Consider the following 24,110-nt stretch of genomic DNA (forward strand, 5'->3'; position numbering starts at 1 on the left):
TCACTTCGACAGATCCTCCAGCGGCATCGATATTTCAGCGAACACGCCTTCGGGCCGGTATTGGTGGATCACTTCGCTGGAGAGGACCTTGGCCAGGCTGCGGCGGATCAGGATCGAGCCGAAGCCGTGACGTTCGGGCGGGGCGACCTCAGGGCCGCCGCTCTCGCGCCAGGTCAGCACAAGGCGTCGCGTGCCTCTCTTGCCCAGGGTCTTCCAATCGAGATCGACCTTGCCCGAAGGCGCCGACAGCGATCCGTATTGCAGCGCATTGCTGGCCAGTTCGTGCAGGATCAGGCCCAGCCCAACCGCCTGGTCGGGTGAAAGCAGGAGGTCGGCGCCCGAGATTGTCATGCGCGGCTGTTGGACGCTGTCGAACGGCTTCACTTCGATCTGCACGAGCTCGCGAATGCCGATGCCGCGCCACTCACGGTCGGATAGGAGGTTGTGGGCGGCGCCCAGCGCCTGCAGCCTGGCGCCGAAAGCCTGGAGGAATTCGCTCGGGTGACGGGCGTGGCGAACGGTCTGCGTTGCCAGCGCCTGCACCGTCGCCAGCGTGTTCTTAACGCGGTGGTTCAGCTCGCGCAGCAGCAGCCGTTGCCGTTCGTCGCCGAGCTTGCGTTCGCTGATGTCGTAATTGACGCCGAAGATCAGCGTCGGCTTGCCGTCGCCATCGCGCTCGATGACACGGCCGCGCGTGGCGATCCATCGCGGCGGATCGAAGCCTTTGACGCGGTATTCGCCGAAATAGTCGTCGCTGCCGGTCAGCGCGTCGCGGAAGCGCGTCTCCGTCTGGTAGACGTCGCGCGGGTCGATGGCGGTCAGGATGTCGCGCGCCTTGAGCCGGTTCGAACGCGGCAGATTGAACAGCTCGGACAAGAGAACATCGCATTCGATGACGTCGGTGCGGATGTCCCAGGCCCAGCTGGCGAGCGAGGCAGCGTCAAGGGCGATGGCGCGGCGCTTTTCCTCACGCGCAAGCGCGGCCTCGGCAACGGCGGCGTCGCGGGTGGCATCCTTCAGCACGAACAGGCTGGCAGCGAGGCCGGCGAGCGCCTTCAACTGGCCGAGTTGGGCAGGAGATGGAAACGAGCGCGGCTTGCGGTCGAGCACGCAGAGTGTGCCGATCCGCGCGCCGGCCACCACCATCGGCGCGCCCGCATAGAAGCGGACATGGTGCGCGCCGGTGACTAGCGGATTGGCTGAGAAGCGGGGATCGACGGCTGCATCGGTCACCACCAATGGTTTGTCGCCTGCGGCGATGGCATGGGCGCAGAAGGAAATGTCGGTCGCTGTCTCCGTCTCATCCAGCCCGACACAGGATTTGAACCATTGCCGCTCGGCATCGAGCAGCGTGACCAGCGCGATGGGCGCTTGCATCGCCGCTGCGGCAAGTCGGCTGATCCGGTCGAAGTCAGGATCGACGGCCGTGTCGAGCGCGTCGAGGCCGTGAAGCACGGCAAGCCGGTCGGCATCCTCGACGGCGCGACGGACGCTGGCCGGCAGTGCCGGCATTTTCTGGACTCGCTTATCCACCAAGCCCCCAAATTCGCCGGCCTGCCGTCATCGCCGCCATGAGCTGTTGTCTCAGGAACTTTCGTAGCAGGGAATCGTTACCGGACAATGCCTTGCCAGACGTCGCCGCCAACCCACAGGGAGGCCAAACATGGCCAAGATCATTCCTGGAGACAAAGCCCGTCAAGGGCGGTGGGGTCGTCATGGTTTGCGTATCTTGATCGCCGCATTGCTTCTGGCTTTCATTGCCTGGGGTATCGCCGAAATCTATGGCGAGATGATCGACAAGACGCCGACAGCCGAACAGGGCGAGCCTCCCAAAGGCTGAAGCCTGGCAATTGATCGTGCCGGCCTGCATCACGCGGCCTTCGCCTGGGCAGAACGCACCGGAACCAGAACGTTCAGCGCGCCGGGATGGATTTCGATCGTCGTTTCGCGATCAAGTCCGCCCAGCTCGCCATCCATGACGGCGCGGAATTTCCTTCCCGCCGAGTGGATTTTCAGAACGACCCGGTCAGCCTGATGGATTTCGACATGCTGGCTGGCGCGCCATCTGCCGCGCGCGATGTCGAAGAGGAACCTGACCAGCTCGCCGCGCTGCTGCGCCACCGTGACATAGATGCCGAGAACGCCGCCGGCCGGATTGTCGGCATAGGGCAGGTGGCCCTCACCAAACAGATTGTTGGTGACGCCGATGCCGGTGGTGCGCGTCACGATCTCGGCCTCGCCGATGACCAGGGTCACCTTCATGGCCGACGGATTCTTGATCGTCGCCCAGGCGGCCCGCGCGGAGGCCTGCATCTTTCCCAACCGAGATCCGAATTCCATGTTCTGGCGTAGCTGCACCATTCTGGCATGCAGGCCGATCGAGAACTGATGCACGAATGGCTGGCCGTTGGCGGTTGCCACATCGACCGCGATCACCTCGCCGTCGGCAAAGGACTTCACCGCTGCGTCAAGCGTCTGCGGGATGCCGAGCCCGCGCGCAAACAGGTTCATGGTGCCGGCGGACAATATGGCAAGCGCCTTCTTCCCGCCCATCAACCGCGCTGCCGCGGCCGAAATGGTGCCGTCGCCGCCACCGGCCAGCACAATGTCGACGCTGCGTTTGGAAGCGATGCTGTCCAGGGTCGCGACGATGTCCTTGCCGGCAACGATGTCGATATCGATGGAGTGACCAGCGGCCTCCAGCGTCCGGCGCATCTGGTCCGAAAAGGCGGAAAGATCGGTGGTCCGCAAGGTGCCGCCGTCCCGGTTCAGCACCGCTGCAAATCGCATTCCCCACTCCATTTCTACCGGCTGCGCCGGGCAACCCGCCAAGCCAGCCACAGGCTGGAACGGGGTGGCCTAAAAAAGGTTCCGCAACCCCTGACGAAATCCAAGAGCAAATTCTACCGGGCTGACGCAGGGTTAGGTCTGATTCAGCGCATTCTTCACGACAACGTTTTTTCGGAACAACAGCGTGCTCACGACGTTGTGAACATGTAGAGATGCCGCGTCCCTCCCGGCAGCGTTCCAAGCGGGCGCGGCGTGCATGAAATCACGCATGAGGAGAGATGGTCATGGTTCGCACCCTTTTTGCCACGACGGCACTCGCCACGCTGATTGCCACGGGCGCTTATGCACAGTCGGCGACAACGCCTGCGGAGGCGCAGGCGCCCACCACCCAGGAAACCGCCCCGGTCGTGCAGCGCGCCGAGGGCAGCCTCGCCACCAACATCATCGGTGAATCGGTCTACAATGGCACGGGTGACGATGCCCAGAATATCGGCATGGTCAGCGATGTCGTGTTCGACGAAACTGGCCAGGCGAAATCCGCTGTCATTGGGGTTGGCGGTTTCCTCGGCATAGGCGCCAAGAACATCGCTTTCGATTATGGCAAGCTGCAATGGGTCGAAAGGAATGGCGACCGCTGGCTGGTCGCCCGGACGACAAAGGAGGAGTTGACGGCGCAGCCGGAATTCGACCGCGAGCCTTACGATCCGGCCCCTGCGGCCTCGACCGACGCCGCGACGCCGGCGGAACCCTCGGCCTCCGGCGACAGCGCGCAAGGCGGACCGCCGGCGCCCGTCGACATGAATGCCGCACCGGCTGAACCGGTGAAGCGCGCCGAGGGTAATCTCGCCACCAACATCATCGGTGAAACCGTCTATAACGGGACTGGCGACGATGCCCAGAATATTGGCGACGTCAACGATATCGTGCTGACCAAGGAGGGCAAGGCCGACTCGCTTGTTATCGGCGTTGGCGGGTTCCTCGGCATGGGCGAAAAGAGCGTCGCTTATCCTTTCGACAAGGCTGCCTGGGCAGAGAAGAACGGCGATCGCTGGCTGGTGGCCGAGACCACCGAGGACGAACTGCGGGCGCTGCCGGACTTCAACCGCAAGGCCTATGATCCAGCTCCGGCGACCATGGCATCCAACGACGCCACATCGCCTGCCCCGATGGCTGCCGCTCCGGCTGACACCGCTGCCCCGGCCCCGATGGACAAGACGGTTGAGGCCCCGGCTGCGGCAACGCCTGATGCGAAGACGACCGACCCCACTCAAACCGCGGCGATCGACAAGTCGGCGCTGACCGAGGTGCCGGTAGGTGAAATTCGCGGCGACGACCTGAAAGGCACCACCGTCTACGGCGCCAATGACGCCAAGGTCGGCGAGATCGGCGATGTCGTGCCGGCGCCCGACGGCAAGACCGACGCGGTGATCGTCGATGTCGGCGGTTTCCTCGGCATCGGCGAGAAGCAAGTGGCGGTCGGCATGGACAACCTCAAATTCATGACCGACAAGGATGGGAAGAAGTATCTCTACACCGCCTTTACCAAGGAACAGCTCGAGGCACAGGCCGCCTACGACAAGGGCAGCTATGCCGAGAAGCGCGACGCGCAGCGCCTGATCGTGCGCTAGTTCGTTCCAGCGACGAAAAGGCCCGCACCGGCAACGGTGCGGGCTTTTTCATGCCTGGAAAGGTGGCAGCCCGGCAACATGGCCGGCAACGCCATCCCCGGTCAGTTCGGCAAGCGCCAGCGATTGATCGAGATGCTCGGCGCGCCAGGCGAGCAACCTTTCGGCAAGCTCCAGCCGCACCGGCAGGTAGCCAGGGTCGGCGGCGACGTTGTTCAGCTCGCCTGCATCCTTCTCCAGGTCGAACAGCAGCGGCGGCAGGCCGCCGCCGAAATGCACATATTTGAATTTTTCCGTGCGGATGACGGCGAGATTGCACTGGCGCGAAGCGATGCCGAAATGCCGTTCGGCCTCGCCTTCGGCGATCGAGCGGAAATCGAATTCCCAATGCGCGGCATCGCGCCAGTCCCCAGGCGCCTCGTTATCGAGGAATGGCTTTAGCGAGCGTCCGTCGAGATGCGGCGGCGGGTCCTCTCCGAGCAGGTCGAGCAGCGTCGGCAGTATGTCCACAGCCTCGGTGAAGCGATCGACGCCAGTGCCGGTCGCCTTGGGGCGGCGCGGGTCGCGGACGATCAGCGGGATATGGTAACTGCTGTCGAAGAAGCCACCCTTGCCCAGCATGAAATGGTCGCCCATCATCTCGGCATGGTCGGAGGTCAGCACGATGATGGTGTCGTCCCATGCACCGGCCGTCTTGACCGCTCGCCAGATACGGCCAAGCTGCGCGTCGACTTCCGAGATCATGCCATAATAGAGCGCGCGGACGCGGCGGAAATTGTCGTCGCCCCAGTCGCGCACCTTGCCCTTTGCGCCGGGGCGGAAGTTTGTCCGCTTCTGCCGGCCAAGGTCATAAGCGAGATAGGGATGGCTCTCCGCCTCGGCCTGCCAATTCTCGGCACGGCGGAAAGCAGGACCATCGGCGAAATCGTACATCGTGTTGTAAGGTTCCGGCACGATGAAGGGTGGGTGCGGGCTGATGAAGGAAAGATGCGCGCACCACGGCGCATCGCGCTCCTGCTCGCCGAGCCAGCGGACGAATTCGCCGGTCAGGAAGGCCGTGGGCGTCTCGTCCTTCGAATAGACTGGCGGTGCGTTGGTGACGGTGCTGCTGATGCTGCCCGCTTCACCCGCCGGCCGATGGATATCGGGAGAGCCGGCGCTGGCATCGACGCCGCGTAGTTTGAGCCAAGACAGCCATGGCTTCTGGTGCTCCGGCAAAAACTGGCGCACGGTGAAGCCGGGCAGCACGCCTTCATAGCTCCTCAGCGCCGGGTCGCCCGGCGTCAGGTTGCGCGGATCGAGCGACACGTCGGTGTAGCCGAACAGGGTCGGATCGTAGCCAAGTCCGCGCAAGGACAGCGCGATGTTGCGGTGACGGGCGTCGAGCGGCGTGCCATTGCGGCAAACGCGGTTGTTCATCTGGTAGAGGCCGGTGTAGAGGCATGCGCGCGCCGGCGAGCAAGGCGCCGCGCCGCCATAGTGCCGGCGAAACAGAACGCCCTCGGCGGCCAGCGCATCGGCGTTCGGCGTCCTCACCACTTTGTGGCCCGCAGCCGACAGGCAGTCGCCGCGCCACTGGTCGCAGCTGATCAGGAGAACATTCGGGTGTCTGCCTTTTCTGGCCAATCCTGTATCCTCAACGTGGTCCGCTTCGCCGCTCAAGGAGCCGAATTTCAACGGGGATGCAACCTCGTCGCCTTTGCAAAATGGTGAACAAAAATCATCACACTGTTCACTTTTAAAGCACAGTCCATTCTGTGTTTACGGCCTTTGCCGCTGATGGGCGTGTCCTCATATTGAGGTGGAACAGCGGCAAGGCCGCATAAGGACAAAGGGAAGGAGCAAAAAATGCTCGACCAGATCAAGGGCCTACATCACGTCACCTCGATGGCCAGGGACGCGCGCCAGAACAATGAATTCTTCACCAAAAAGCTCGGCCTGCGCAGGGTCAAGAAAACCGTCAATTTCGACGCGCCCGACGTTTATCACCTCTACTACGCCGACGAGATCGGCACGCCCGGTTCGGTGATGACCTATTTCCCGTTCCCCAACATCGGCAGGGGCCGTCACGGCGTCGGCGAGGTCGGCACCACGGTCTATTCGGTGCCCGAGGGCACGCTCGGCTATTGGGAAAAGCGTTTTGCAGATGAGGGCGTTGCCGGTCTGTCGCGCGACGAGACATTCGGCGAGAAGCGTCTTGCGTTCGCCGGTCCCGACGGCGACGGTTTCGCGCTGGTCGAGGACAAGGCCGATATGCGCGCGCCATGGGCAAAGGGTGGTATTCCCTCGGATGAGGCGATCCGCGGGTTTCACTCCGTGGCGCTCAGATTGCGGGATGGCGGCGCCACCGAAGAACTCCTGAAATTCATGGGCTATGAGGAGGTCGACAAGGCAGGCAATGTCAGGCGGCTGACGGTGAAGAACGGCAATGGCGCCGACGTTGTCGATATCGAAACGCTGCCGGGTGCCGCCTTTGCCGATCTCGGCGCCGGCTCGGTCCACCATGTCGCCTTCGCCGTCGAGAACCGCGCCAAGCAGCTCGAGGTGCGCAAGGCGCTGATGGACACCGGCTACCAGGTGACGCCGGTGATCGATCGCGACTATTTCTGGGCGATCTATTTCCGCACGCCGGGTGGCGTGCTGTTCGAAGTCGCCACCAACGAACCGGGCTTCGACCGCGATGAAGACACCGCCCATCTCGGCGAAGCGCTGAAGCTGCCGTCGCAGCACCAGCATCTCAGGCCCTATCTGGAAAAGCATTTGCAGAAACTGGAAGAATGAGGATCAGCGCATGCACAAGGATTCCTACATCCACAAGGTGGCGCCCGGTTCGCCGGGCGGTCCGCTGCTCTTCGTCTTCCACGGCACCGGGGCGGACGAGAGCCAGCTTCTGTCGCTCGGGCGCGACCTCGCGCCGCAAGCGACCATCGTCTCGCCGCGCGGCGATGTTTTGGAATATGGCGCCGCGCGCTTCTTCCGCCGCACCGGCGAGGGCGTCTACGACATGGCCGACCTGGCGCGGGCGACCGACAAGATGGCCGGTTTCGTCAAGGCGCATATCGAGGCGGCAAAGCCGTCATCGGTGCTGGGCCTCGGCTATTCCAACGGCGCCAACATACTGGCCTCGGTGGTGTTCGCGGCGCCTGATCTGTTCGATGCCACGGTGCTGATGCATCCGCTGATCCCGTTCGAGCCTGAAGTGAAGGGAAGCCTTGCCGGCTGCCGCATTCTGGTTACCGCGGGCCGGCGCGATCCGATCTGCCCGCCCAACCTGACATCACGGCTCGAAGCCTATTTGCGCGCCGATGGCGCCGATGTCACAGTGGAATGGCACGACGGCGGCCATGAGGTGCAGTCGAACGAGATCGAAGCAGCACGGCGGTTCCTTGCTGTCGCACTGGCTGAAGGAGCGTAAGCGATGCCTGACCAATTGCCGGAGATCGAACTGGAGGACCGCGGCTCCAAGGGCCGCTATCTCCTGCGCGGGCCAGGTGGCGCCGAGGCGGAGATGACCTTCACCAAGGTCGGCGAGCATCAGCTCATCATCGACCATACCGAGGTGCCGGATGTGTTTCGCGGGCAGGGCGCGGGGCTCCGTCTCGTCACCCGCGCCGTCGAGGACGCGCGCGCGGCGGGCAAGAAGATCATCCCGCTTTGTCCGTTCGCCAACGCCCAATTCCGGCGTCACCCGGAATGGGCTGACGTGCTGAAGCGATAGGATCTCCCACAACAAGGGGAGAAGGGGGAGCCACAAAGCAGGCCGGCCAAGACTCTGGGTTCCGATGGACAGCAACAAGCGACAAAGCCGGTCTGGCATTTGCGCAGTTCGGCCATCTTGCCTAAGTAGACAGATCATCCGCGATTTTCTTCCCGCTCGACCTGCCAACCAATCGAATGACCCCTTGATGACCGAAACCGACCTCGTTCCCGTCTTCGACGGTCACAACGACACTCTGCTCAGGCTCTATCAGTCGAAAGATGCGGATGTCGAAAAGCTCTTCATCGAGGGAACGCAAGGTGGCCATATCGACCTGCCGCGCGCGAAAAAGGGTGGATTTGCCGGCGGCATGTTCGCGATCTTCCCGCCGCCGGTCGAGAAGTCCCGGCGCAGCGCGGTTCCGCCGGCACCCAGCGATACCGAGCCTTTGCCGCCCGAGGTCCCCCACGCCGATGCGCTCGCCTCCACTGTCGCCATGGCCTCGATCCTGTTCAGGCTGGAACGCGCTTCGGCACTCACCGTCTGCCGGAGTGCCGGCGACGTGCGACATGCGATGGCGCAGGGTTCGATCGCGGCCGTGTTCCACATCGAGGGGGTCGAGGCGATCGACACCGAACTGACCATGCTCGACGTGTTGCACGCCGCCGGCCTGCGCTCGCTCGGCATCGTCTGGAGCCGCCCGAACGCTTTCGGTCACGGCGTGCCGTTCCGCTTTCCGTCGTCGCCCGACACCGGGCCCGGACTGACCGATGCCGGCAAGGCGCTGGTCGGAGCCTGCAACAAGCTCAAGATCATGGTCGACCTCTCCCACCTCAACGAAAAGGGGTTTCGCGACGTTGCCGAAATCAGCGACGCACCGCTGGTGGCGACCCATTCCAATGTCCACGCGATCTGCGGCCACTCCCGCAACCTCACCGGATGGCAGCTCGGCGCGATCCGCGACTCCGGCGGCATGGTCGGCTTGAATTTCGCCACCGGGTTCCTGCGCGAAGATGGCAGGATGAATGCCGACACCAGCCTCGACATCATGGTGCGCCATGTCGATTCGCTGCTGCAGGCGCTGGGCGAGGACGGCGTCGGCCTGGGTTCGGATTTCGATGGCGCCATGATCCCGGCCGCGATCGGCGATGTCACGGGATTGCCGAAGCTGCTCGACGCGTTCGCCGCGCGGGGCTTCGGGCGCGCGCTGATCGAGAAGATCGCCTATCGCAACTGGGTCAGCATGCTGGAAAAGACGATCGGGTAGGGCACACCTGGGGCGAGTTATTCGAAACCCATGCGCTTCAGCCAGTCCTGGCCGATGCCGCGATCACGGGTGATCGGCAACGGATCCGTCGAATCCAGCCGGGCGCAGATGCGGTAGACTTCGAGCGTCTCGGCGCTCATTTCGCCGCGCTTGTAGAAGAACATCGCGGCGGCATAGCGCGTGCGGCCCGACCATTTTTCACCGAGCGGCGTGTTGACCAGTTCCCACTGCTCGGCGGCTTCACCATCGACGTCGTGCTTGTCGGTTTCGTCCGTCATAGTCAGAAATCCGCCGGCGGATTGGCGGTGCGGCGGTCGAGCTTGATGAAGGGCCGAGGCACCACCTTGGCTCGCTTCATCAGCTTCTGATACTGCAGCTCGCGCATGGCGTAGATCTCGACCCAGAGGTCGTCGACCATCGTATCGTCGAACGGCCGCGCCAGCGAGGCGATGGCGATGTTGCGCTTGGCCATTGGCGACCACATGGCGGCGCTGACCAACCCGACCTCCTGGCTCTTGCGATGATAGACGATGGCGTGTTCCGCCGGAATGTTGCCCTCGATCTCCAGCCCGACCAGCACATGGCGCAGCCTGTTCTTGACGCGGGCTTCAAGGATAGCGCGGCGGCCGTTGAAATGGCCCTTTTCCAGGTCGATCATGAAGCCGAGCCCGATCTCGTCCGGCATGCGCAAGCGGTCGGCGCGGATGGCGTGCTCGGCGGTGACGAAGTCGGCATTGGCGACGATCAGCCCGGCTTCGAGCCGGGCGCGGTTGAGCGCGGTGTAGCCGACGGCGCGGATGCCGCGCAGTTCGCCCGCCGCCATCAGCCGGTCCCAGAGGCTGAGCGCCTGCTCAGCCGGCACGAACAGCTCGTAGCCGAGATCGCCGGTGAAGCCGGTGCGCGAGATAGTGACCTGGCCGATTCCCTGGGCGCCGCCATCATGCGGGAAGTCGGCGAGGTCAAATACCTTCAACTGTTCGACACCGGAAAAGCCGGCATCGCGCAGCACGGCAAAGGAAGTCGGACCCTGCAACGCCAGACCGGCGACGGCTTCGGTTTCTTCCTCGACAGTGACGTCAAAACCAATGGCGCCGTCGAGCAGCCAGGGCAAATGCCGCTCCTGAGAGCACAGCCGGAAGCGTGTCGGCGACAGCCGGAACAGCGTGCCGTCGTCGAGCACGAACCCCTCGTCGTCGCACCAGGCGGTGTAGTGGACGCGGCTGGACTTGAGCTTTGTCACGTCGCGCAAGGTGACGCGGTTGAGGAAGGCTTCGGCGTCCTTTCCCTCGATCCGGTATTTCGTCATCGGCGAGATGTCGAACAGGGCGGCCTGGCTGCGAATGGCGAAATATTCGAGCTCCTCGTCCCACAGCGAATGCGGGGCGCGGTAACCGGCCCAATTGTACCAGTCGTTGGTCCTGGCCAGCGCATCGATGCGCGGCTGGAACGGCGTGCCGCGCCGCAGCGCGCGGAAATGGGATTGCGCTGCAATACGGGCCGAGATGATCGGGCTCGTCGTTGGCGCGCTGGATTTCTTTTTTATCGCCTGTGCCATGACCTAGCCCTTCATCCCAATAATGCGCTTGGCGGCATTCAGCCCTGGCGCACCTGAAACGCCGCCGCCCGGATGCGAACCGGCGCCGGCGAGGAACAGCCCTTCGACCGGAGTGTCGTAGCCCGACCAGCCGGAGACGGGCCGCGACATCAGCATCTGGTCGGCCTGCAATTCGCCGTGGTGCCAATGACCGCCCGGCATCCGGTAGCGCGTTTCTATGTCGGCCGGCGTCAAAAGCTCGGCATGGAGCACGGTCTGGTCGATCCCGGGCGCATAGGTCTCGAGCTGAGCCATGATCGCTTCAAGAAATTTCGGCTTGCCCGCGCTCCAGCCCTCCTTCAGCGCATAGGGCGCGTACTGCACGACGGCTGACAGCACGCAAGCGCCCGTGGGGGCGAGCGACGGATCGGCGAGGCTGGGCAGCGTGATCTCCATCACCGGTTCAGGTGAGAACGCGCCGTATTTCGACGGATTGAAGGCGCGCTCGACATGATCGGGCGAAGGCGCGATGACCAGCCGGCCCTTGTGGCCGGCGGCATCGACGCCGCTGAATTCAGGTTGCCGGTCGAGCGCCAGATTGAGCTTCGCCGCATCACCCTTCATGCGGATATTTTTCACCTTGCGCACGAAGCCGGTGTCGATCTCGCGCGGTCCGACAAGGTCGAGGAACGTGGTCGCCGGATTGATGGCCGAGACGATCGTTCTGGCGCGAATTTCCTCGCCACTGTCGAGCGTAACGCCAACGGCGCGGCCCTTCTCGACGATGATCTTCGCCACCGGCGTCGCCGCGCGGATGGTCGCGCCGGCCTTTTCCGCCGCCGAGCGGATGGCGATGACGACCGCGCCCATACCGCCTTTCGGCAATATCTGCACGCCGGCCGCGCCAGTGGTTTCGCCCGCCAGCCGATAATAGAGGCCGAGCAGCGAGGTCGGCGAACGCGGGCCGAGATGGCTGCCCAGCGTGGCATCGAAGGCGAGCAGGCCCTTCAGGCGATCGTCGGCAAGTTGTTCGTCGAGCAGGTCGGCGACATTCATCAACAGCACGCGCAGGAAATCGCGCATGTCTTCCTTGCCGAGTTTCTTCAAAGCCAGCGCGGTCTGGCCAAGTGCTGCCGTCTCGAGCAGCGACATGGCGCCGAGATTGGGCGGGCGGCGAGAGAGGAACGGTTTCAATATGCCGGCATAGCGCAGCAACTGAGCGCGCAACTCTTTCCAGGCAGATTGCTCTGACGGATTGGCGCCGGTCAGCACCTCGCCATAGGCGCCATGCAGGACAAGCGGCGGGCCGTTCGTCGACAGCGCCACTGATGGCACGAAATCGCCGCGCGCGAACTGCAGCCCGTGCTTCTCCAACTCCAACGTCTTCACCACATCGGGGTGCAGCCGGTTGAGCAGGTGGGCGACTGAGGAGACGCGAAAGCCGGGCGCGAATTCCTCGGTGCGCGCCGCGCCGCCGACGTCGCCGGCGGCTTCCAGCACCAGCACCTTGCGGCCGGCTTTCGCCAGCGTGGCGGCGGCGACGAGGCCGTTGTGGCCGCCGCCGATGACAACAACATCAAATGACGTCATGGGCCGGGCTCATATGCTGATTTGGCTTGGCGAGGTCGCGCAGGATTTCGGCCGCGGCATTGCGGCCAGGTGCGCCCATGACGCCGCCGCCGGGATGGGTGGAGGAGCCGCAGATATAGAGCCCGCCGACCGGCGAACGGTACTGCGCGTAGCCCGGCACCGGGCGGTTGAACAAAAGCTGGTCGAAGGTCAGTTCGCCCTGGAAGATATTGCCTTCGGTGAGGCCAACCTCGGCCTCGATCTCGCGCGGCGTGCGCACCTCCATGTGGACGATGCGATCGCGGAAGCCCGGCGAATACTCGGCGATCTGCGAAATCACGCTTTCGGCGAAACCATCGCGGTCGGCATCGGTCCATTCGCGGCCGTTCACCTTCGGCGGGGCGTATTGCACGAAGCAGCTCATGAAGTGCTTGCCCGGCGGCGCCATGGTCGGGTCGAGCGTCGTCGGGATCACCATGTCGAGGAAAGGATCCGCCGACCAGCGCCCGGCCTTCCAGTCGTCATAGGCGCGCTCCATGCGTTCCATCGAGTCGGTGAAGTGCATGTCGCCGCGATAGACCGGCGAATCCTTCGGCAACGCCGGGAATTCGGGCAGCGAATCGAGCGCGATGTTGACCTTGCCCGACGAGCCGCGGATCTTGAAGTTCCTGACCCGACGCAGGAAGATGTCCGGCAGTTCCTTTTCCTCGACCAGCTTGAGAAAGGTGCGCTTCACGTCGGCGTTGGAGACGACGAGCCTGCCATAAATCTCCTCGCCGTCGGCCAGCACCACGCCTTTGGCCTTGCCGCGCTGGATCAGCACGTGGTCGACCTCGGCGCCGGTGCGGATGGTGCCACCCGAGGCCTGGAAGGACGCGGCCAGCGCCTTGGTGACCGCGCCCATGCCGCCGCGCGCATAGCCCCAGGCGCCGACCGAGCCGTCGACCTCGCCCATATAGTGGTGCAGCAGCACATAGGCGGTGCCCGGCGACATCGGACCCAGCGCAGTGCCGATGATGCCCGACAGCGCGAAGTTCGCCTTGATGACGTCGGTCTCGAAATATTCGTCGAGGAAGTCCGAGATCGACATCGTCCAGAAGCGCAGCGTCAGCGCCATTTCCTCGGCCGACAGCCCGGCGAATTTCTTGCCGAGGTAAAGAAGCTCGCCGAGGTCGCGCGGCCGGAAACTGGTCGGGTCGGGCGCGGTGCGCATCAGCAGCGGCTGGATGAAGCGGCACTGCCGCGTCACGTCGCGGGAATAGCGGTCATAGGCTTCGGCGTCGCGCCTGGAAAAGCGGGCGAACTCACGCCGGTGGGCATCGTGGTCGCGGTAGTTGGCGAGGTAGTCGCCGTCGCGGGTGAACACCGCGCCGCCCTCGTAGGATATCACCTGCAGGCCGAAGCGCGGCAGTTCGAGGTCGCGCATGATCTCGGGGCGAAACAGCGAACAGACATAAGAGCAATTGGAATAGAGAAAGCCGGGCGTCAATTCCCTGCTGGTGGCGGCGCCGCCGACCCAGCCGTTCTTTTCGACGACCAGCACGTCGAGCCCGGCGCGCTGCAGGTAGCAGGCATTGACCAGACCATTGTGGCCACCGCCGATGACAATCGCATCCCAAGCCTTCATTTGCGCGCAGCCTTCATCGCGACCTGCTCTTCATTTTTGCGTGATCCGCTCGCCGGATGTGGGGAATTTGGCATGGCGACCGCCATTTTGTCCAGCCATTCTGAATGAATGTTCAACAAATGATGTTGCGTTTTCCCTGACATGCGCTAGGCTTTGCCAATATTCTCGAGTGGGTTTTCGAGGGTTGGGACCGAGGTCTGATGATCGAAACGGCGGACGCCGAGCCGGAATATGACGACACCGCCATCCGCTTCCTCGAGGCGCTGTGGGGCGATGGTTATCTGTCGCCGGGCGGACCGGAGGAGGTCGACCGCGTGGTCGAGGGCCTGTCGCTCGAGGGCAGGACGGTCCTCGACATAGGCTGCGGCTCAGGCGGCATCACGCTGCATCTGGTCGAACGCCATGGTGCGGCCCACGCCACCGGTTTCGATGTCGAGCGGCCGGTAATCGAAACGGCCAGGCAAAGAGCGGCCGCACGCGGGCTTTCAGATCGCGCCAGCTTCGTCCAGGCACCGCCCGGGCCATTGCCTTTCGCCGATGCTTCCTTCGATGTCGTCTTCTCCAAGGATGCGCTGCTGCATGTGCCCGACAAGGATGCGTTGTTCGCCGAGATCTTCCGCGTGCTGAAGCCGGGCGGCATCTTCGCCGCTTCGAACTGGATGATCTCGCATGACGGCGAACCATCGCCAGAGATGAAGGCCTATGTCGCCGCGGAAGGCCTGTCCTTCGCCATGGCGTCGCCGGCGCGCTATGCCCAAGCGATGCGCCGCGCAGGCTTTGCCGACGTCAGCGTGCGGGACCGCAATCCCTGGTACCGCGAGGTCGCACGGGAGGAATTCGCCCGCCTCAAAGGTCCGCTCTACGCCACGGTCGCGGCGGCAGTCGGGGCAGCCTATGTCGACAAGAACATACGAACCTGGGAAGCCATGCAGAAGGTGCTTGACAGCGGCGAGCACCGTCCCACTCATCTTCGCGGTCGAAAGCCGGTTGGATAGCCGGCGATGCTGGAGACCATCACACCCATGAAGACAGCAGAGGCCAGGGAAGCCGTCCTTGAGTCAGCGCGGAAAAACGGGGAGTCTGCGCGGAAAAACGAGACCGAAAGACGCGGCCGCAAGGCATCGAAGGAGGTCCGGCAGCTTCAACTGATCGAGGCGACGATCGATTCGCTGGCCAGGCGCGGCTATTCGGAAACGACGATGGCCGATGTCGCCGACGGTGCCGGCCTGTCGCGCGGCATCGTCAATTTCCATTTCGAGAGCAAGGAGAAGCTGCTCGTCGCCACGTTGGCATACATGGCCGACGAATATGCCGCGCATTGGCGCGCGGCCCTCACCAGGGCCGGCGACGATCCCGCCCGCCAGTTGCAAACCCTGGTCGCCGCCGATTTCGATCGCTCGATCTGCAACAAGCGCAAGCTGGCCGCCTGGTGCGCCTTCTGGGGCGAGGCCAAGTCGCGTCCGACCTATCAGGCGCTGTGCGGGGCACGTGACGCCGCCTACCAGAAGATCTTCATCGACCTTTGCGCGACGCTCAGGGAGAGCGGCGGTTATGCCTATGAACCGCAGGTCATGGCATTGGCGCTGAGCGCCATGCTGGAGGGTCTGTGGCTGCGGCTGATGATGGGCACCGAGGACGTCACCCGCGAAACCGCGCTGCAGGCGGCGAACGAATTCCTGTCGGCGGCATTTCCGAAACATTATCCATGGGCCAGCGGCCCCAAGAAGGCTTGAAGCAAAAAACCAAAAGAGGATGGAACAGCAATGAAGACAATGACCCGACGCCTGACACTGACATTGGCGCTGACCGGCGCGCTGGCGGCTTCGGCCGCCGCGCTTGCGGTTGCCGCTGACAAGGACCTGATCATTTTCGACTGGTCCGGTTATGAGGACCCCAGCTTCCACCCGAAATATGTCGAGAAGAATGGCGATTCGCCGACCTTTGCCTTCTTCGGTGACGAGGACGAGGCGTTCGAAAAAGTCCGCTCCGGCTTCAAGGCCGATCTTGGCCATCCCTGTTCGCAGAGCGTGGTGAAATGGCGAGAGGCCGGTCTGCTGCAGCCGCTCGACACTTCCAAGATCACTGGCTGGAAGGATCTCAATCCCGGCATCATGGCGATGAAGGATCTCGCCACCACGGCCGACGGCAAGGCCTGGTTCATGCCCTGGGACTGGGGCAATACGCAGCTCACCTACAATTCCGACAAGATAGACGCCAAGGACGTGCAGTCGCTGAAGGCCTTCGCCGATCCCAAGTTCAAGGGCAAGGTTTCGATCGGCGACAATGTCGACGACGCCTATGCGCTGGCCAGCCTTGCCATTGGGCTCAAGGACTGGACCAAGATGACGGACGACCAGTTCAAGCAGGCGTCCGACTTCCTGCGCGAGGTGCACAAGAATGTGCGCTCCTACTGGACCGATTCCACTGACATCGTCCAGCTGTTCAGCGGCGGCGAGGTCGATCTCGCCTGGGCATGGAATGATGCGACAGTGCAATCGGTCGCCGCCGGCGTGCCGATCAAGGCCAAGAAGGATACCGACGAGGGCATTTCGACCTGGGTCTGCGGTTATGTGCTGTTCAAGGACGCGCCCGGCAATACCGACAAGGCCTATGATTATCTGAACGCGATCAACGATCCGGAAGTCGCCAAGGTCCTGGTCAAGGACTGGGGCTACGGCCAGGCCAATGCCAAGGGCATGGAAGGTGTCGACCAGGCGGTATTGAAGGAGAAGGGCTACGACGACGTGCAGAAATTCGTCGACAAGACGCTGTTCCAGTCACCGGTGCCCCCCGAACTCAAGCTCAAGATGATCGCCGAATTCGAGAAGATCAAAGCCGGCTATTGAGCCCTGTTTGGCTGCCCCGTCCGCCTGCCAATATGGTGGGCGGACGGGCTCGCCAAAGCCTGGGAATTCTCCTAACCTCGCAGGAGTTGTTTGCGACGGGGGAATTTCCAGACATGAAGTCCATGCTTCGCAACCTTGCCATCGCCGCCGCATGCACGATTGGCGCTGGCGTCCATTTCGCATTCGCGGCGGGCGGCGGCGACCTCGTCGTGTTCGATTGGTCGGGCTACGAGGATCCGCTGCTGCATCCCGCCTACGCCACCAAATATGGCGCCGAACCAACCTTCGCCTTCTTTGGCGACGAGGACGAAGCCTTCCAGAAGATGCGGGCCGGCTTCAAGGCCGATATTGCGCATCCCTGTTCGCAAAGCGTGGTGAAGTGGCGCGAAGCCGGCATGTTGCAGCCGCTCGACACGTCCAAAATCGCCGGCTGGAAAGACCTCAATCCCGGCATCATGGCGATGAAGGATCTCGCCACCACGGCCGATGGCAAGGTCTGGTTCATGCCCTTCGATTGGGGCAACACATCGCTGCTCTACCGCACCGACAATGTGACGGCAGAAGAGGCGCAGTCGCTGCGGATCTTTGCCGATCCGAAATTCAAGGGGCGCGTCACCATCGGCGACAATGTCGATGACGCCTACGCCCTGGCAAGCCTGGTCATCGGCCTCAAGGACTGGACCAAGATGACGGACGCGCAGTTCAAGGAGGCGTCCGATTTCCTGCGCCAAGTGCACAAGAACATCCGCTTCTACTGGACCGATGATACCGACATCAACCAGGCGTTCTCAGGCAATGAGGTCGACCTCGCCTGGGGTTGGAACGAGACGTTTGTGACGCTCAAGAGCCAGGGCGTGCCGATCGCCATGAATCGCGGCACCAGGGAAGGTATATCGACCTGGGTGTGCGGCTATGTGCTGATGAAGGACGCGCCGGGCAAGCTCGACCAGGCCTATGATTTCCTGAACGCGGTCAATGCGCCTGCCGTGTCGAGCTATATGGTCACGACATTCGGCTACGGCCACGGCAACGCCGCCGGCATGGCGGCGATCGAACCCAAGCTGCTGGCCGAACGGGGCTTCGACAATCTCGACAAATTCCTCGACAAGACCCTGTTCCAGCAACCGGTGGCGCCGGAGCTCAAACAGCGGATGATCGAGGAATTCGAGAAGATCAAGGCCGGCTATTGAAGCGTGGAACTGAAAGAACCGATGTCGTCATCGTCGGCGCCGGTTTTACCGGCCTGTCGGCCGCGCTCGAGCTGAAGAAGGCCGGCATCGATTTCGTGCTGCTCGAAGCGCGCGACCGCGCCGGCGGGCGGGTGGAATCCAGGCAGAACGGGCTCGGCGAGCGCATCGACAGTGGCGGCCAGTTCCTGTGCGAAGACATGCCGGAACTGATGGCTCTGCTGCAGGCGCGCGGCAAGACACTGGTCGAGACCCATGTCGAGGGCGAGTTCGTCACCCAGCCGCGGATGAGCGCGAACCAGGGCGAGCGAATCTTTGTCGCCTCGATGGCGATTCGCGACCGGATGAATACGATCGCGCCGGACGATCCTGATATTGCCGGGTTGACGGTTGCCGCATGGCTCGAGCGTCAAAGCGATCCGGATGAGGTGAAAGCTGCATTCCGTTCGATGATCGAGGGCCTGTGGTGCCAGGCGCTGGAAAGGATGCCGCTGTGGCACCTGATCGACAATGACCGGCGCATCACCAATGAGGTATCGGAGTTGCAGTATCTCGTGCGCGAAACCATGCATTCGCTGGCGGATGATCTGGCTCGTGATCTCGGCGACCGCCTGCGATTGAATGCGGCGGTCGAAACCATCGAGAACGGGCCGGAAGGGGTTCGCCTCGTCACGGCGGCAGGCGCGATTGAAGCGCGGTCTACCTTGGTCGCGGTGCCGCCAGTGATGGCCTCGAAGCTGGATTTCGTGCCGGCGGCGCCGGCTGCCTTGGAAAGAGCGCTCGGCGTCTGGCAGAGCGGCGCGGTGATCAAGGTCCTGGTGCGCTATCCCACGGCGTTCTGGCGCGCCAGGGGCCTGAGCGGCATGGTGATGTGGCGTGATCTGCCAGGCCTGTTTGCCTGCGACGTCAGCAAGGACGACGACCATGCCGCGCTGGTCGTCTTTATCGGCGGGCCACTGGCGTTGCGCTGGCGTGAATTCGGCGATGCCAAATTGCGCGGTGAACTGACGGCAAGGTTGCAGGACGCGCTCGGCGCCGAGGCAGCCGGCATCATCGACCTCAGCTATCGCGACTGGACACACGATCGCTGGAGCGGCGGCGCCTACAGCGACCTCATCGTCGACGCGACGGCGACGGATGCCGAACGGATCATCCTGGCCGGTGCACCGCCGGTCTATTTCGCCAGTTCAGAACTGTCGCCGTCATTTCCCGGCTATGTCGAGGGCGCGATCGTGGCGGGGCGGATCGCGGCGCGAAAGATCATTGCGGATGTTCAGTCCGCCATCGCCACCAGCGCCTCGGGGTCGTAGGCGAGGCGGATCGAGGTGCCGACGGGGATGTCGTCGGCGCCGAAATCATTGGTTTCGGTCACCGACAGCGGCTTTTCCAGCCCGGGTATCTCGACGATCAGATGGGTGATCTCGCCGAAATAATGGCGCTCGACCACCTTGCCGGCGACTTCGAATTTGGCCGTCGCATTGTCCCACAGCACGCGCAGGCGCTCAGGCCTTATGCCGAGTGTGGCCGCCCCGCCATTGCGGACGAAAGCTTTCGGCTTATCGGTCTTGATGCGGCCGAAACCCAGCGTGTCGAGGACCAGCGAGGCGCCGTTCTCCTCGACGATCTCGGCCTTGACGAAGTTCATGCCGCCGAGGAAGTCGGCTACCTGGCGGTTGACCGGCCGCTGGTAGATTTCCTTGGGCGAGGCGATTTGCGCGATCCTGCCGCCGAACATCACGGCGATGCGGTCGGACATGGCCAGCGCCTCATACTGGTCGTGCGTGACGAGCACGAAGGTGATGCCGACCGCCTGCTGCAGGCGGCGCAGTTCGACCTGCATCTGCTCGCGCAGCTTCTTGTCCAGCGCCGACAGCGGCTCGTCGAGCAGCAGCACCTTGGGCCGCATCACCAGCGCGCGGGCAAGTGCCACGCGCTGGCGCTGGCCGCCGGAAAGCTCGGTGGCGAGGCGCTTGCCAAGACCGGTCAGCGACACCTGCGCCAGCGCCTCCTCGACGCGGCGTTTTTCTTCCGATCCCGCCAGCTTCAGCCGCTTCAGCCCGTAGGCGACATTCTGCTCGACATTGAGGTGCGGGAAGATGGCATAGCTCTGGAACACCATGTTGGTCGGCCGGCGGTTGGCGGGAATGCCCTCCATCGATTGGCCATCGACGGAGATCGAGCCGCTGGTCGGGTTGTCGAAACCGGCGATCATGCGCAGCAGCGTGGTCTTGCCGCAGCCGGACGGGCCGAGCAGCGAGAAGAATTCACCCTCCTTGATGGTCAGCGAAGCGTCGTCGAGCGCCTTGAAGGCGCCATAGCTGCGGGTGACGCTTTTGATCTCGATCATTGGGCGTTCGGCTTGGGGCCGCTCAGGCATAGAGGCCTCCCTCGTTCTGGGTGCGTTTGGCCGCGCGTCGGCGCAGGATTTCGGCAATGGTCATCAAGAGGAAAGAGGCAGCCAGCAAAAGCGTGCCCAGCGCCAGAACGCCAGGCAGCTTCGAGGCGAAGCGCAATTGGCCCCAGATATAGATCGGCAGCGTGGCCTCGGTGCCTGTCAGGAAGAAGGCGATGAGGAACTCATCGAGCGAAATGGTGAAGCAGACGAGCAGGCTGGAAATGATCGCCGGCGCCACCATCGGCAGCGTCACGCGCCGGAAGGTGCCGAAGGCGCTCTCGCCGAGATCGGCGGAGGCTTCCTCCAGGCTGCGGTCAAAACCCTCGAAGCCGGCGGTCAGCACCGTCATCGAATAAGGAATGCAGACCAGGACGTGACCAAGCACGACGGTGAACAGCGACAGGCTCAGCCCAAGTTGCAGTAACACCAGCAGCAAGGAGATGGCGACGATGATTTCGGGCAGCACCAGCGGCGCCATGATCAGGCCATTGATGGCGCGGCGGCCCGGATAGCGGTAGCGGGTGATCGAACGGGCGGCGAGGATGCCGAGAACCGTGGACAGGATGGCGGCCGACACGCCGACAACCAGGCTGTTCCAGGCGGCGTCGAGCAGCGCCGGTGTGCGCGGCAGGTCCTCATACCATTTGAGCGTGAAGCCGGAGAGCGGGAATTTCGGCGTCGCGGCCGTGTTGACCGAGAAGATCGGCAGGAAGATGACCGGCAGATAGAGGAAGACGACGTAGAGAAACGCGTAAGTGGACAGCCAGCCTTTGGTCAGGAAGCGCCGCATCGTCGTCATCGCGCCAACCTCATCGCGCTAGCCTCTGGGCGGCACGGAGGATCAGCACGGTGGCACCGGCGATCAGCGTCACGATCAGCATGGTGGTGACCGAAAGTGCGGCACCCAACGGCCAGTTGGAGGCCTTGCCGAACTGAGCCTGGATGGCGTTGGCGATCATGACGCCGTCCTTGCCGCCGACAAGCTTGGGCGTGACATAGTCGCCGACCGTCGGGATCATGACGATCAGCGCCGCCGAGATGACACCTGGCGCCGACAGCGGCAGCGTCACGCGCAGGAAGGACCGAATGGGACCGTCGCCGAGATCCTTGGCCGCCTCGACCAGCGTGCGGTCGACCTTTTCCAGCGAGACGAAGATCGGCAGGATGGCGAAGGCCGCCCAGGCATGGGTCAGCGTGATGATGACGGCGGTCGAATTGTAAAGCAGCGCCGTCGACGGCTCGTCGATGACGCCAAGCCCCATCAGGCCGGAATTCAAGACGCCATTGTAGCCGAGGATCACCTTCCACGACATCACGCGCAAGAGATAGCTGGTCCAGAACGGGATGGTGATCAGGAACAGCCACAGGCTCTTGTGGCGGCCGCCATGGAAGGAGATGAAATAGGCGATCGGATAGGCAAGCACGACCGTGAAGAGGCTCACCGTCAGCGAGATGTAGAGCGAACGCCAGAGCAGATCGCGATAGATAGGCTCGGTCAGTGCGATGCGGTAGTTTTCCAGCGTGAAGGTGCGGTCGATGGTGAGGTAATTCTGTGTCCAGAAGGAATGCGCGATGACCACCAGGATCGGCAGTACCAGAAGTATGAGGGCGTAGAGAAAGGTTGGGCTGATCAGGGCAAAGCCCTGGACGGGTTCGGACCGCAGAAGGGCGTTTCGCCTGGCCCGCGTCATGCCGAACGCGGGCGACCCCTCCGCGGCCGCCGTCATTGCAAGCCCTCGGGCAGGACCCCTGGCGTGATCTCGGTTGCTGGCATGGATTGTCCTGCCATGCGACTCCCATTCGCTGGCGCATCGGCCCGAAAATCGGAATCGATTTCGGAAAGCACGATGCGCACATTCAAAGTGCTAGAGCGTACTTTGTGCGTCCAAGTCGACACACGTCGCTCTAGTGCCGGCTGCCTGTTCCCAATTTTTATGTTTGGAGAGCGATCGACCATTTGCCGATCGCGCTCCAAGCTTGCCGGCTTTCTTTCATCATGAGCGCATCCGTGGATTGAAATCAAGCGCTATTTCTGCAATATTGATTGAACGGACATTCAAAATGAAGTGAAGGGAGCCAGCCTCCGGCGGGTGGCGGCGAGCTTGGTGTCCGATGAAAATTTGCGACGAACCGATGCGAGGCGATGATGGCGGCTGCAAGAGATCTGAGGGCGACCGGAATGACCGGGCCTGGCGATGAAGATGCCGTCGAGCTGGCCAAGCGCCACCTCGTCCAGCCTTGGCCGTTCGCCGGCTCGGTCGGCGCGGAGGCGCGCGCGCTGATCGGCGAGGGCGACGGCATTTACATCACCGACAGCGCCGGCAAGAGGCTGATAGACGGGCCGGCCGGCATGTGGTGCATCAATATCGGCCACCGCCGCGAGGAACTCGCCAAGGTGATGTACGACCAGGCGATGGCGCTCTCCTACAACACGCCGTGGTACACGATGAACGCGCCGTCGGCACAGCTTGCCATGCGCATCGCCGGCCATGCGCCCGGTGACCTCAGCCATGTCTTCTTCACCACGGGCGGCTCCTCGGCGGTGGAGACAGCGCTGCGCTTCATGCAGTTCTACAACAATGTGCGCGGCCGCCCGGAAAAGAAGCTGATCCTGAGCCGTGGCAGCGCCTATCACGGCTCGACCTATCTGTCGGCTTCGCTCAACGGGCGCCCGCGCGACCGTGACTGGATGGACGGCGCCGACGAGCTCGTCGTCAAATTGTCGTCGCCCGATCCGTTCCGCCGTCCAAAAGGCATGAGCCTTGCCGCCTTCGCCGATGTGCTGGTCGATGAATTCCGCGACACCATCGCCCGCATCGGCACTGAGCGGATCGGCGCGTTCGTCGGTGAGCCGGTGCAGGCCTCTGGCGGCGTCGTGGTGCCGCCCGATGGCTATCTCAAGCGCATCCGCGAGATCTGCCGCGACAACGATATCCTCTATGTTTCCGACGAGGTGGTGACCGCCTTCGGCCGGCTCGGCCATGTCTTTGCTTCGGGCGAGGCGTTCGGCATCGATCCCGATATGATCACCTTCGCCAAGGGCGTGACATCAGGCTACTTCCCGCTCGGCGGCGTCATCATCTCGGAACGGCTGCTGGAGGAGTTGCGCCGCTCGAACCATCCCGACGCCATGTTCGGCCATGGGCTGACCTACACCAGCCATCCGGTCGGCTGCGCGGTGGCGCTGAAGAACCTCGACATCCTCGAAGACAGCGTGCTCGACCACACGCGCGAAGTCGCGCCCTATTTCCAGGCGCAACTGAAGACGCTGGAGGATCTGCCGTTGGTCGGCGAGGTGCGTGGGCTCGGGCTTATGGGCTGCGTCGAATGCGTGGCCGACCGCGAAAGCAAGGATCCGCTGCAACTCGACAAGAATGTCGGCAAGCGCATCGACGCGCATTGCCACGAGCTTGGCCTTTTGGTCAGGCCGCTGATCAACATGTGCGTGATGTCGCCGCCGCTGATCATTTCGCGAGAACAGATCGACGATATGGTGGCGATCCTGCGCGAAGGCATTTCGCGCACGATGGACGATTTGCGGAAAGAGAAGGTGTGGCAGGGGTGAGGGCCAAT

23 protein-coding genes are annotated in these 24,110 nt (G+C 63.4%); 12 read left to right on the plus strand and 11 right to left on the minus strand.

Annotated elements, in window-relative coordinates:
• Window positions 1-1,512: an HWE histidine kinase domain-containing protein gene (locus MESS4_RS06735; protein WP_006328078.1), complete on the minus strand. Its 1,512-nt coding sequence runs from the start codon at window positions 1,510-1,512 to the stop codon at window positions 1-3.
• A 151-nt stretch (window positions 1,513-1,663) separates the two neighbouring features.
• On the opposite strand from MESS4_RS06735, the gene MESS4_RS33915 reads away from it, so the two are divergent.
• Complete coding sequence (locus MESS4_RS33915) at window positions 1,664-1,840, plus strand: hypothetical protein (RefSeq protein WP_006328081.1); 177 nt, start codon at window positions 1,664-1,666, stop codon at window positions 1,838-1,840.
• Window positions 1,841-1,869: 29 nt separating this feature from the next.
• Here the strand turns inward: MESS4_RS33915 and MESS4_RS06740 are convergent, their stop codons facing one another.
• Window positions 1,870-2,790: a diacylglycerol kinase family protein gene (locus MESS4_RS06740; RefSeq protein WP_006328082.1), complete on the minus strand. Its 921-nt coding sequence runs from the start codon at window positions 2,788-2,790 to the stop codon at window positions 1,870-1,872.
• A 284-nt stretch (window positions 2,791-3,074) separates the two neighbouring features.
• Here MESS4_RS06740 and MESS4_RS06745 point away from each other — a divergent pair, with 284 nt between their 5' ends.
• Window positions 3,075-4,418 carry a PRC-barrel domain-containing protein gene (locus MESS4_RS06745; protein WP_006328084.1) on the plus strand — a complete coding sequence of 448 codons (1,344 nt, stop codon included), beginning with the start codon at window positions 3,075-3,077 and terminating at the stop codon, window positions 4,416-4,418.
• Between the two features lie 48 nt (window positions 4,419-4,466).
• Here the strand turns inward: MESS4_RS06745 and MESS4_RS06750 are convergent, their stop codons facing one another.
• Window positions 4,467-6,041, minus strand: a complete 1,575-nt coding sequence (locus MESS4_RS06750; protein ID WP_006328085.1) for an alkaline phosphatase family protein — start codon at window positions 6,039-6,041, stop codon at window positions 4,467-4,469.
• Between the two features lie 222 nt (window positions 6,042-6,263).
• On the opposite strand from MESS4_RS06750, the gene MESS4_RS06755 reads away from it, so the two are divergent.
• From MESS4_RS06755 to MESS4_RS06770, 4 genes are all read left to right on the plus strand, one after another.
• Window positions 6,264-7,196, plus strand: a complete 933-nt coding sequence (locus tag MESS4_RS06755; RefSeq protein WP_006328086.1) for a VOC family protein — start codon at window positions 6,264-6,266, stop codon at window positions 7,194-7,196.
• Between the two features lie 10 nt (window positions 7,197-7,206).
• On the plus strand, window positions 7,207-7,830 hold the full coding sequence (locus MESS4_RS06760; RefSeq protein ID WP_006328088.1) for an alpha/beta hydrolase: 624 nt from the start codon (window positions 7,207-7,209) through the stop codon (window positions 7,828-7,830).
• Between the two features lie 3 nt (window positions 7,831-7,833).
• Window positions 7,834-8,133 (plus strand): GNAT family N-acetyltransferase, encoded by a 300-nt coding sequence (locus tag MESS4_RS06765; protein WP_006328090.1) that lies wholly within the window; start codon window positions 7,834-7,836, stop codon window positions 8,131-8,133.
• Window positions 8,134-8,320: 187 nt separating this feature from the next.
• Window positions 8,321-9,379 (plus strand): dipeptidase, encoded by a 1,059-nt coding sequence (locus MESS4_RS06770; RefSeq protein ID WP_006328092.1) that lies wholly within the window; start codon window positions 8,321-8,323, stop codon window positions 9,377-9,379.
• A 17-nt stretch (window positions 9,380-9,396) separates the two neighbouring features.
• On the opposite strand, the gene MESS4_RS06775 is transcribed toward MESS4_RS06770, so the two are convergent.
• Genes MESS4_RS06775 through MESS4_RS33315 form a run of 5 tightly spaced genes read right to left on the minus strand, consistent with a single transcriptional unit; the run spans window position 9,397 to window position 14,252 of the window.
• Window positions 9,397-9,657, minus strand: coding sequence for a hypothetical protein (locus MESS4_RS06775; RefSeq protein WP_006328093.1), 261 nt, complete (start codon window positions 9,655-9,657; stop codon window positions 9,397-9,399).
• A gap of 2 nt (window positions 9,658-9,659) precedes the next feature.
• Window positions 9,660-10,934, minus strand: a complete 1,275-nt coding sequence (locus tag MESS4_RS06780) for an aminomethyltransferase family protein (protein ID WP_006328095.1) — start codon at window positions 10,932-10,934, stop codon at window positions 9,660-9,662.
• A gap of 3 nt (window positions 10,935-10,937) precedes the next feature.
• Window positions 10,938-12,503 carry an NAD(P)/FAD-dependent oxidoreductase gene (locus MESS4_RS06785; protein WP_006328096.1) on the minus strand — a complete coding sequence of 522 codons (1,566 nt, stop codon included), beginning with the start codon at window positions 12,501-12,503 and terminating at the stop codon, window positions 10,938-10,940.
• A complete protein-coding gene (locus MESS4_RS06790; RefSeq protein ID WP_006328097.1) occupies window positions 12,490-14,109 on the minus strand; it encodes an NAD(P)/FAD-dependent oxidoreductase in 1,620 nt (539 codons plus the stop codon). The genes MESS4_RS06785 and MESS4_RS06790 overlap by 14 nt, the downstream gene beginning before the upstream one ends.
• Entirely contained in the window at window positions 14,106-14,252 is a 147-nt protein-coding gene (locus MESS4_RS33315) for a hypothetical protein (RefSeq protein WP_157385516.1), read from the minus strand. Before MESS4_RS33315 ends, MESS4_RS06790 begins: the two co-directional genes overlap by 4 nt.
• Window positions 14,253-14,309: 57 nt before the next feature.
• Between MESS4_RS33315 and MESS4_RS06795 the strand changes: the two genes are divergently transcribed.
• From MESS4_RS06795 to MESS4_RS06815, 5 genes are all read left to right on the plus strand, one after another.
• Window positions 14,310-15,104 carry a methyltransferase domain-containing protein gene (locus MESS4_RS06795; RefSeq protein WP_006328098.1) on the plus strand — a complete coding sequence of 265 codons (795 nt, stop codon included), beginning with the start codon at window positions 14,310-14,312 and terminating at the stop codon, window positions 15,102-15,104.
• Window positions 15,105-15,110: 6 nt separating this feature from the next.
• Window positions 15,111-15,842 carry a transcriptional regulator BetI gene (gene betI, locus MESS4_RS06800; RefSeq protein ID WP_006328099.1) on the plus strand — a complete coding sequence of 244 codons (732 nt, stop codon included), beginning with the start codon at window positions 15,111-15,113 and terminating at the stop codon, window positions 15,840-15,842.
• 30 nt (window positions 15,843-15,872) lie between these two features.
• Window positions 15,873-16,955 carry an ABC transporter substrate-binding protein gene (locus MESS4_RS06805; protein ID WP_006328100.1) on the plus strand — a complete coding sequence of 361 codons (1,083 nt, stop codon included), beginning with the start codon at window positions 15,873-15,875 and terminating at the stop codon, window positions 16,953-16,955.
• Between the two features lie 113 nt (window positions 16,956-17,068).
• Window positions 17,069-18,145 (plus strand): extracellular solute-binding protein, encoded by a 1,077-nt coding sequence (locus MESS4_RS06810; RefSeq protein ID WP_006328101.1) that lies wholly within the window; start codon window positions 17,069-17,071, stop codon window positions 18,143-18,145.
• Complete coding sequence (locus tag MESS4_RS06815; RefSeq protein ID WP_006328112.1) at window positions 18,142-19,452, plus strand: flavin monoamine oxidase family protein; 1,311 nt, start codon at window positions 18,142-18,144, stop codon at window positions 19,450-19,452. The genes MESS4_RS06810 and MESS4_RS06815 overlap by 4 nt, the downstream gene beginning before the upstream one ends.
• Here the strand turns inward: MESS4_RS06815 and MESS4_RS06820 are convergent.
• Genes MESS4_RS06820 through MESS4_RS06830 form a run of 3 tightly spaced genes read right to left on the minus strand, consistent with a single transcriptional unit; the run spans window position 19,416 to window position 22,264 of the window.
• Window positions 19,416-20,489 (minus strand): ABC transporter ATP-binding protein, encoded by a 1,074-nt coding sequence (locus MESS4_RS06820; RefSeq protein ID WP_006328113.1) that lies wholly within the window; start codon window positions 20,487-20,489, stop codon window positions 19,416-19,418. The genes MESS4_RS06815 and MESS4_RS06820 overlap by 37 nt on opposite strands.
• A 22-nt stretch (window positions 20,490-20,511) precedes the next feature.
• Window positions 20,512-21,336 carry an ABC transporter permease gene (locus tag MESS4_RS06825; protein ID WP_006328116.1) on the minus strand — a complete coding sequence of 275 codons (825 nt, stop codon included), beginning with the start codon at window positions 21,334-21,336 and terminating at the stop codon, window positions 20,512-20,514.
• A 10-nt stretch (window positions 21,337-21,346) separates the two neighbouring features.
• Window positions 21,347-22,264, minus strand: coding sequence for an ABC transporter permease (locus MESS4_RS06830; protein ID WP_006328118.1), 918 nt, complete (start codon window positions 22,262-22,264; stop codon window positions 21,347-21,349).
• Between the two features lie 419 nt (window positions 22,265-22,683).
• On the opposite strand from MESS4_RS06830, the gene MESS4_RS06835 reads away from it, so the two are divergent.
• Entirely contained in the window at window positions 22,684-24,102 is a 1,419-nt protein-coding gene (locus MESS4_RS06835) for an aminotransferase (protein WP_036240815.1), read from the plus strand.
• Window positions 24,103-24,110: the final 8 nt, after the last annotated feature.

This window comes from Mesorhizobium sp. STM 4661, assembly GCF_000359125.1.
Lineage (GTDB): Bacteria > Pseudomonadota > Alphaproteobacteria > Rhizobiales > Rhizobiaceae > Mesorhizobium.

Bases quoted from the DNA above. Each gene is read 5' to 3' on its own strand.
- MESS4_RS06810 (WP_006328101.1), top strand. From the start codon at position 17,069: ATGAAGTCCATGCTTCGCAACCTTGCCATCGCCGCCGCATGCACGATT.
- MESS4_RS06775 (WP_006328093.1), bottom strand. From the start codon at position 9,657: ATGACGGACGAAACCGACAAGCACGACGTCGATGGTGAAGCCGCCGAG.
- MESS4_RS06820 (WP_006328113.1), bottom strand. From the start codon at position 20,489: ATGATCGAGATCAAAAGCGTCACCCGCAGCTATGGCGCCTTCAAGGCG.
- MESS4_RS06835 (WP_036240815.1), top strand. From the start codon at position 22,684: ATGGCGGCTGCAAGAGATCTGAGGGCGACCGGAATGACCGGGCCTGGC.
- MESS4_RS06790 (WP_006328097.1), bottom strand. From the start codon at position 14,109: ATGAAGGCTTGGGATGCGATTGTCATCGGCGGTGGCCACAATGGTCTG.
- MESS4_RS06825 (WP_006328116.1), bottom strand. From the start codon at position 21,336: ATGACGACGATGCGGCGCTTCCTGACCAAAGGCTGGCTGTCCACTTAC.
- MESS4_RS33915 (WP_006328081.1), top strand. From the start codon at position 1,664: ATGGCCAAGATCATTCCTGGAGACAAAGCCCGTCAAGGGCGGTGGGGT.
- MESS4_RS06780 (WP_006328095.1), bottom strand. From the start codon at position 10,934: ATGGCACAGGCGATAAAAAAGAAATCCAGCGCGCCAACGACGAGCCCG.
- MESS4_RS06735 (WP_006328078.1), bottom strand. From the start codon at position 1,512: ATGCCGGCACTGCCGGCCAGCGTCCGTCGCGCCGTCGAGGATGCCGAC.
- MESS4_RS06760 (WP_006328088.1), top strand. From the start codon at position 7,207: ATGCACAAGGATTCCTACATCCACAAGGTGGCGCCCGGTTCGCCGGGC.
- MESS4_RS06765 (WP_006328090.1), top strand. From the start codon at position 7,834: ATGCCTGACCAATTGCCGGAGATCGAACTGGAGGACCGCGGCTCCAAG.
- MESS4_RS06745 (WP_006328084.1), top strand. From the start codon at position 3,075: ATGGTTCGCACCCTTTTTGCCACGACGGCACTCGCCACGCTGATTGCC.
- MESS4_RS06805 (WP_006328100.1), top strand. From the start codon at position 15,873: ATGAAGACAATGACCCGACGCCTGACACTGACATTGGCGCTGACCGGC.
- MESS4_RS06785 (WP_006328096.1), bottom strand. From the start codon at position 12,503: ATGACGTCATTTGATGTTGTTGTCATCGGCGGCGGCCACAACGGCCTC.
- MESS4_RS06795 (WP_006328098.1), top strand. From the start codon at position 14,310: ATGATCGAAACGGCGGACGCCGAGCCGGAATATGACGACACCGCCATC.
- MESS4_RS06755 (WP_006328086.1), top strand. From the start codon at position 6,264: ATGCTCGACCAGATCAAGGGCCTACATCACGTCACCTCGATGGCCAGG.
- MESS4_RS33315 (WP_157385516.1), bottom strand. From the start codon at position 14,252: ATGTCAGGGAAAACGCAACATCATTTGTTGAACATTCATTCAGAATGG.
- MESS4_RS06770 (WP_006328092.1), top strand. From the start codon at position 8,321: ATGACCGAAACCGACCTCGTTCCCGTCTTCGACGGTCACAACGACACT.
- MESS4_RS06740 (WP_006328082.1), bottom strand. From the start codon at position 2,790: ATGCGATTTGCAGCGGTGCTGAACCGGGACGGCGGCACCTTGCGGACC.
- betI (WP_006328099.1), top strand. From the start codon at position 15,111: ATGCTGGAGACCATCACACCCATGAAGACAGCAGAGGCCAGGGAAGCC.
- MESS4_RS06830 (WP_006328118.1), bottom strand. From the start codon at position 22,264: ATGACGGCGGCCGCGGAGGGGTCGCCCGCGTTCGGCATGACGCGGGCC.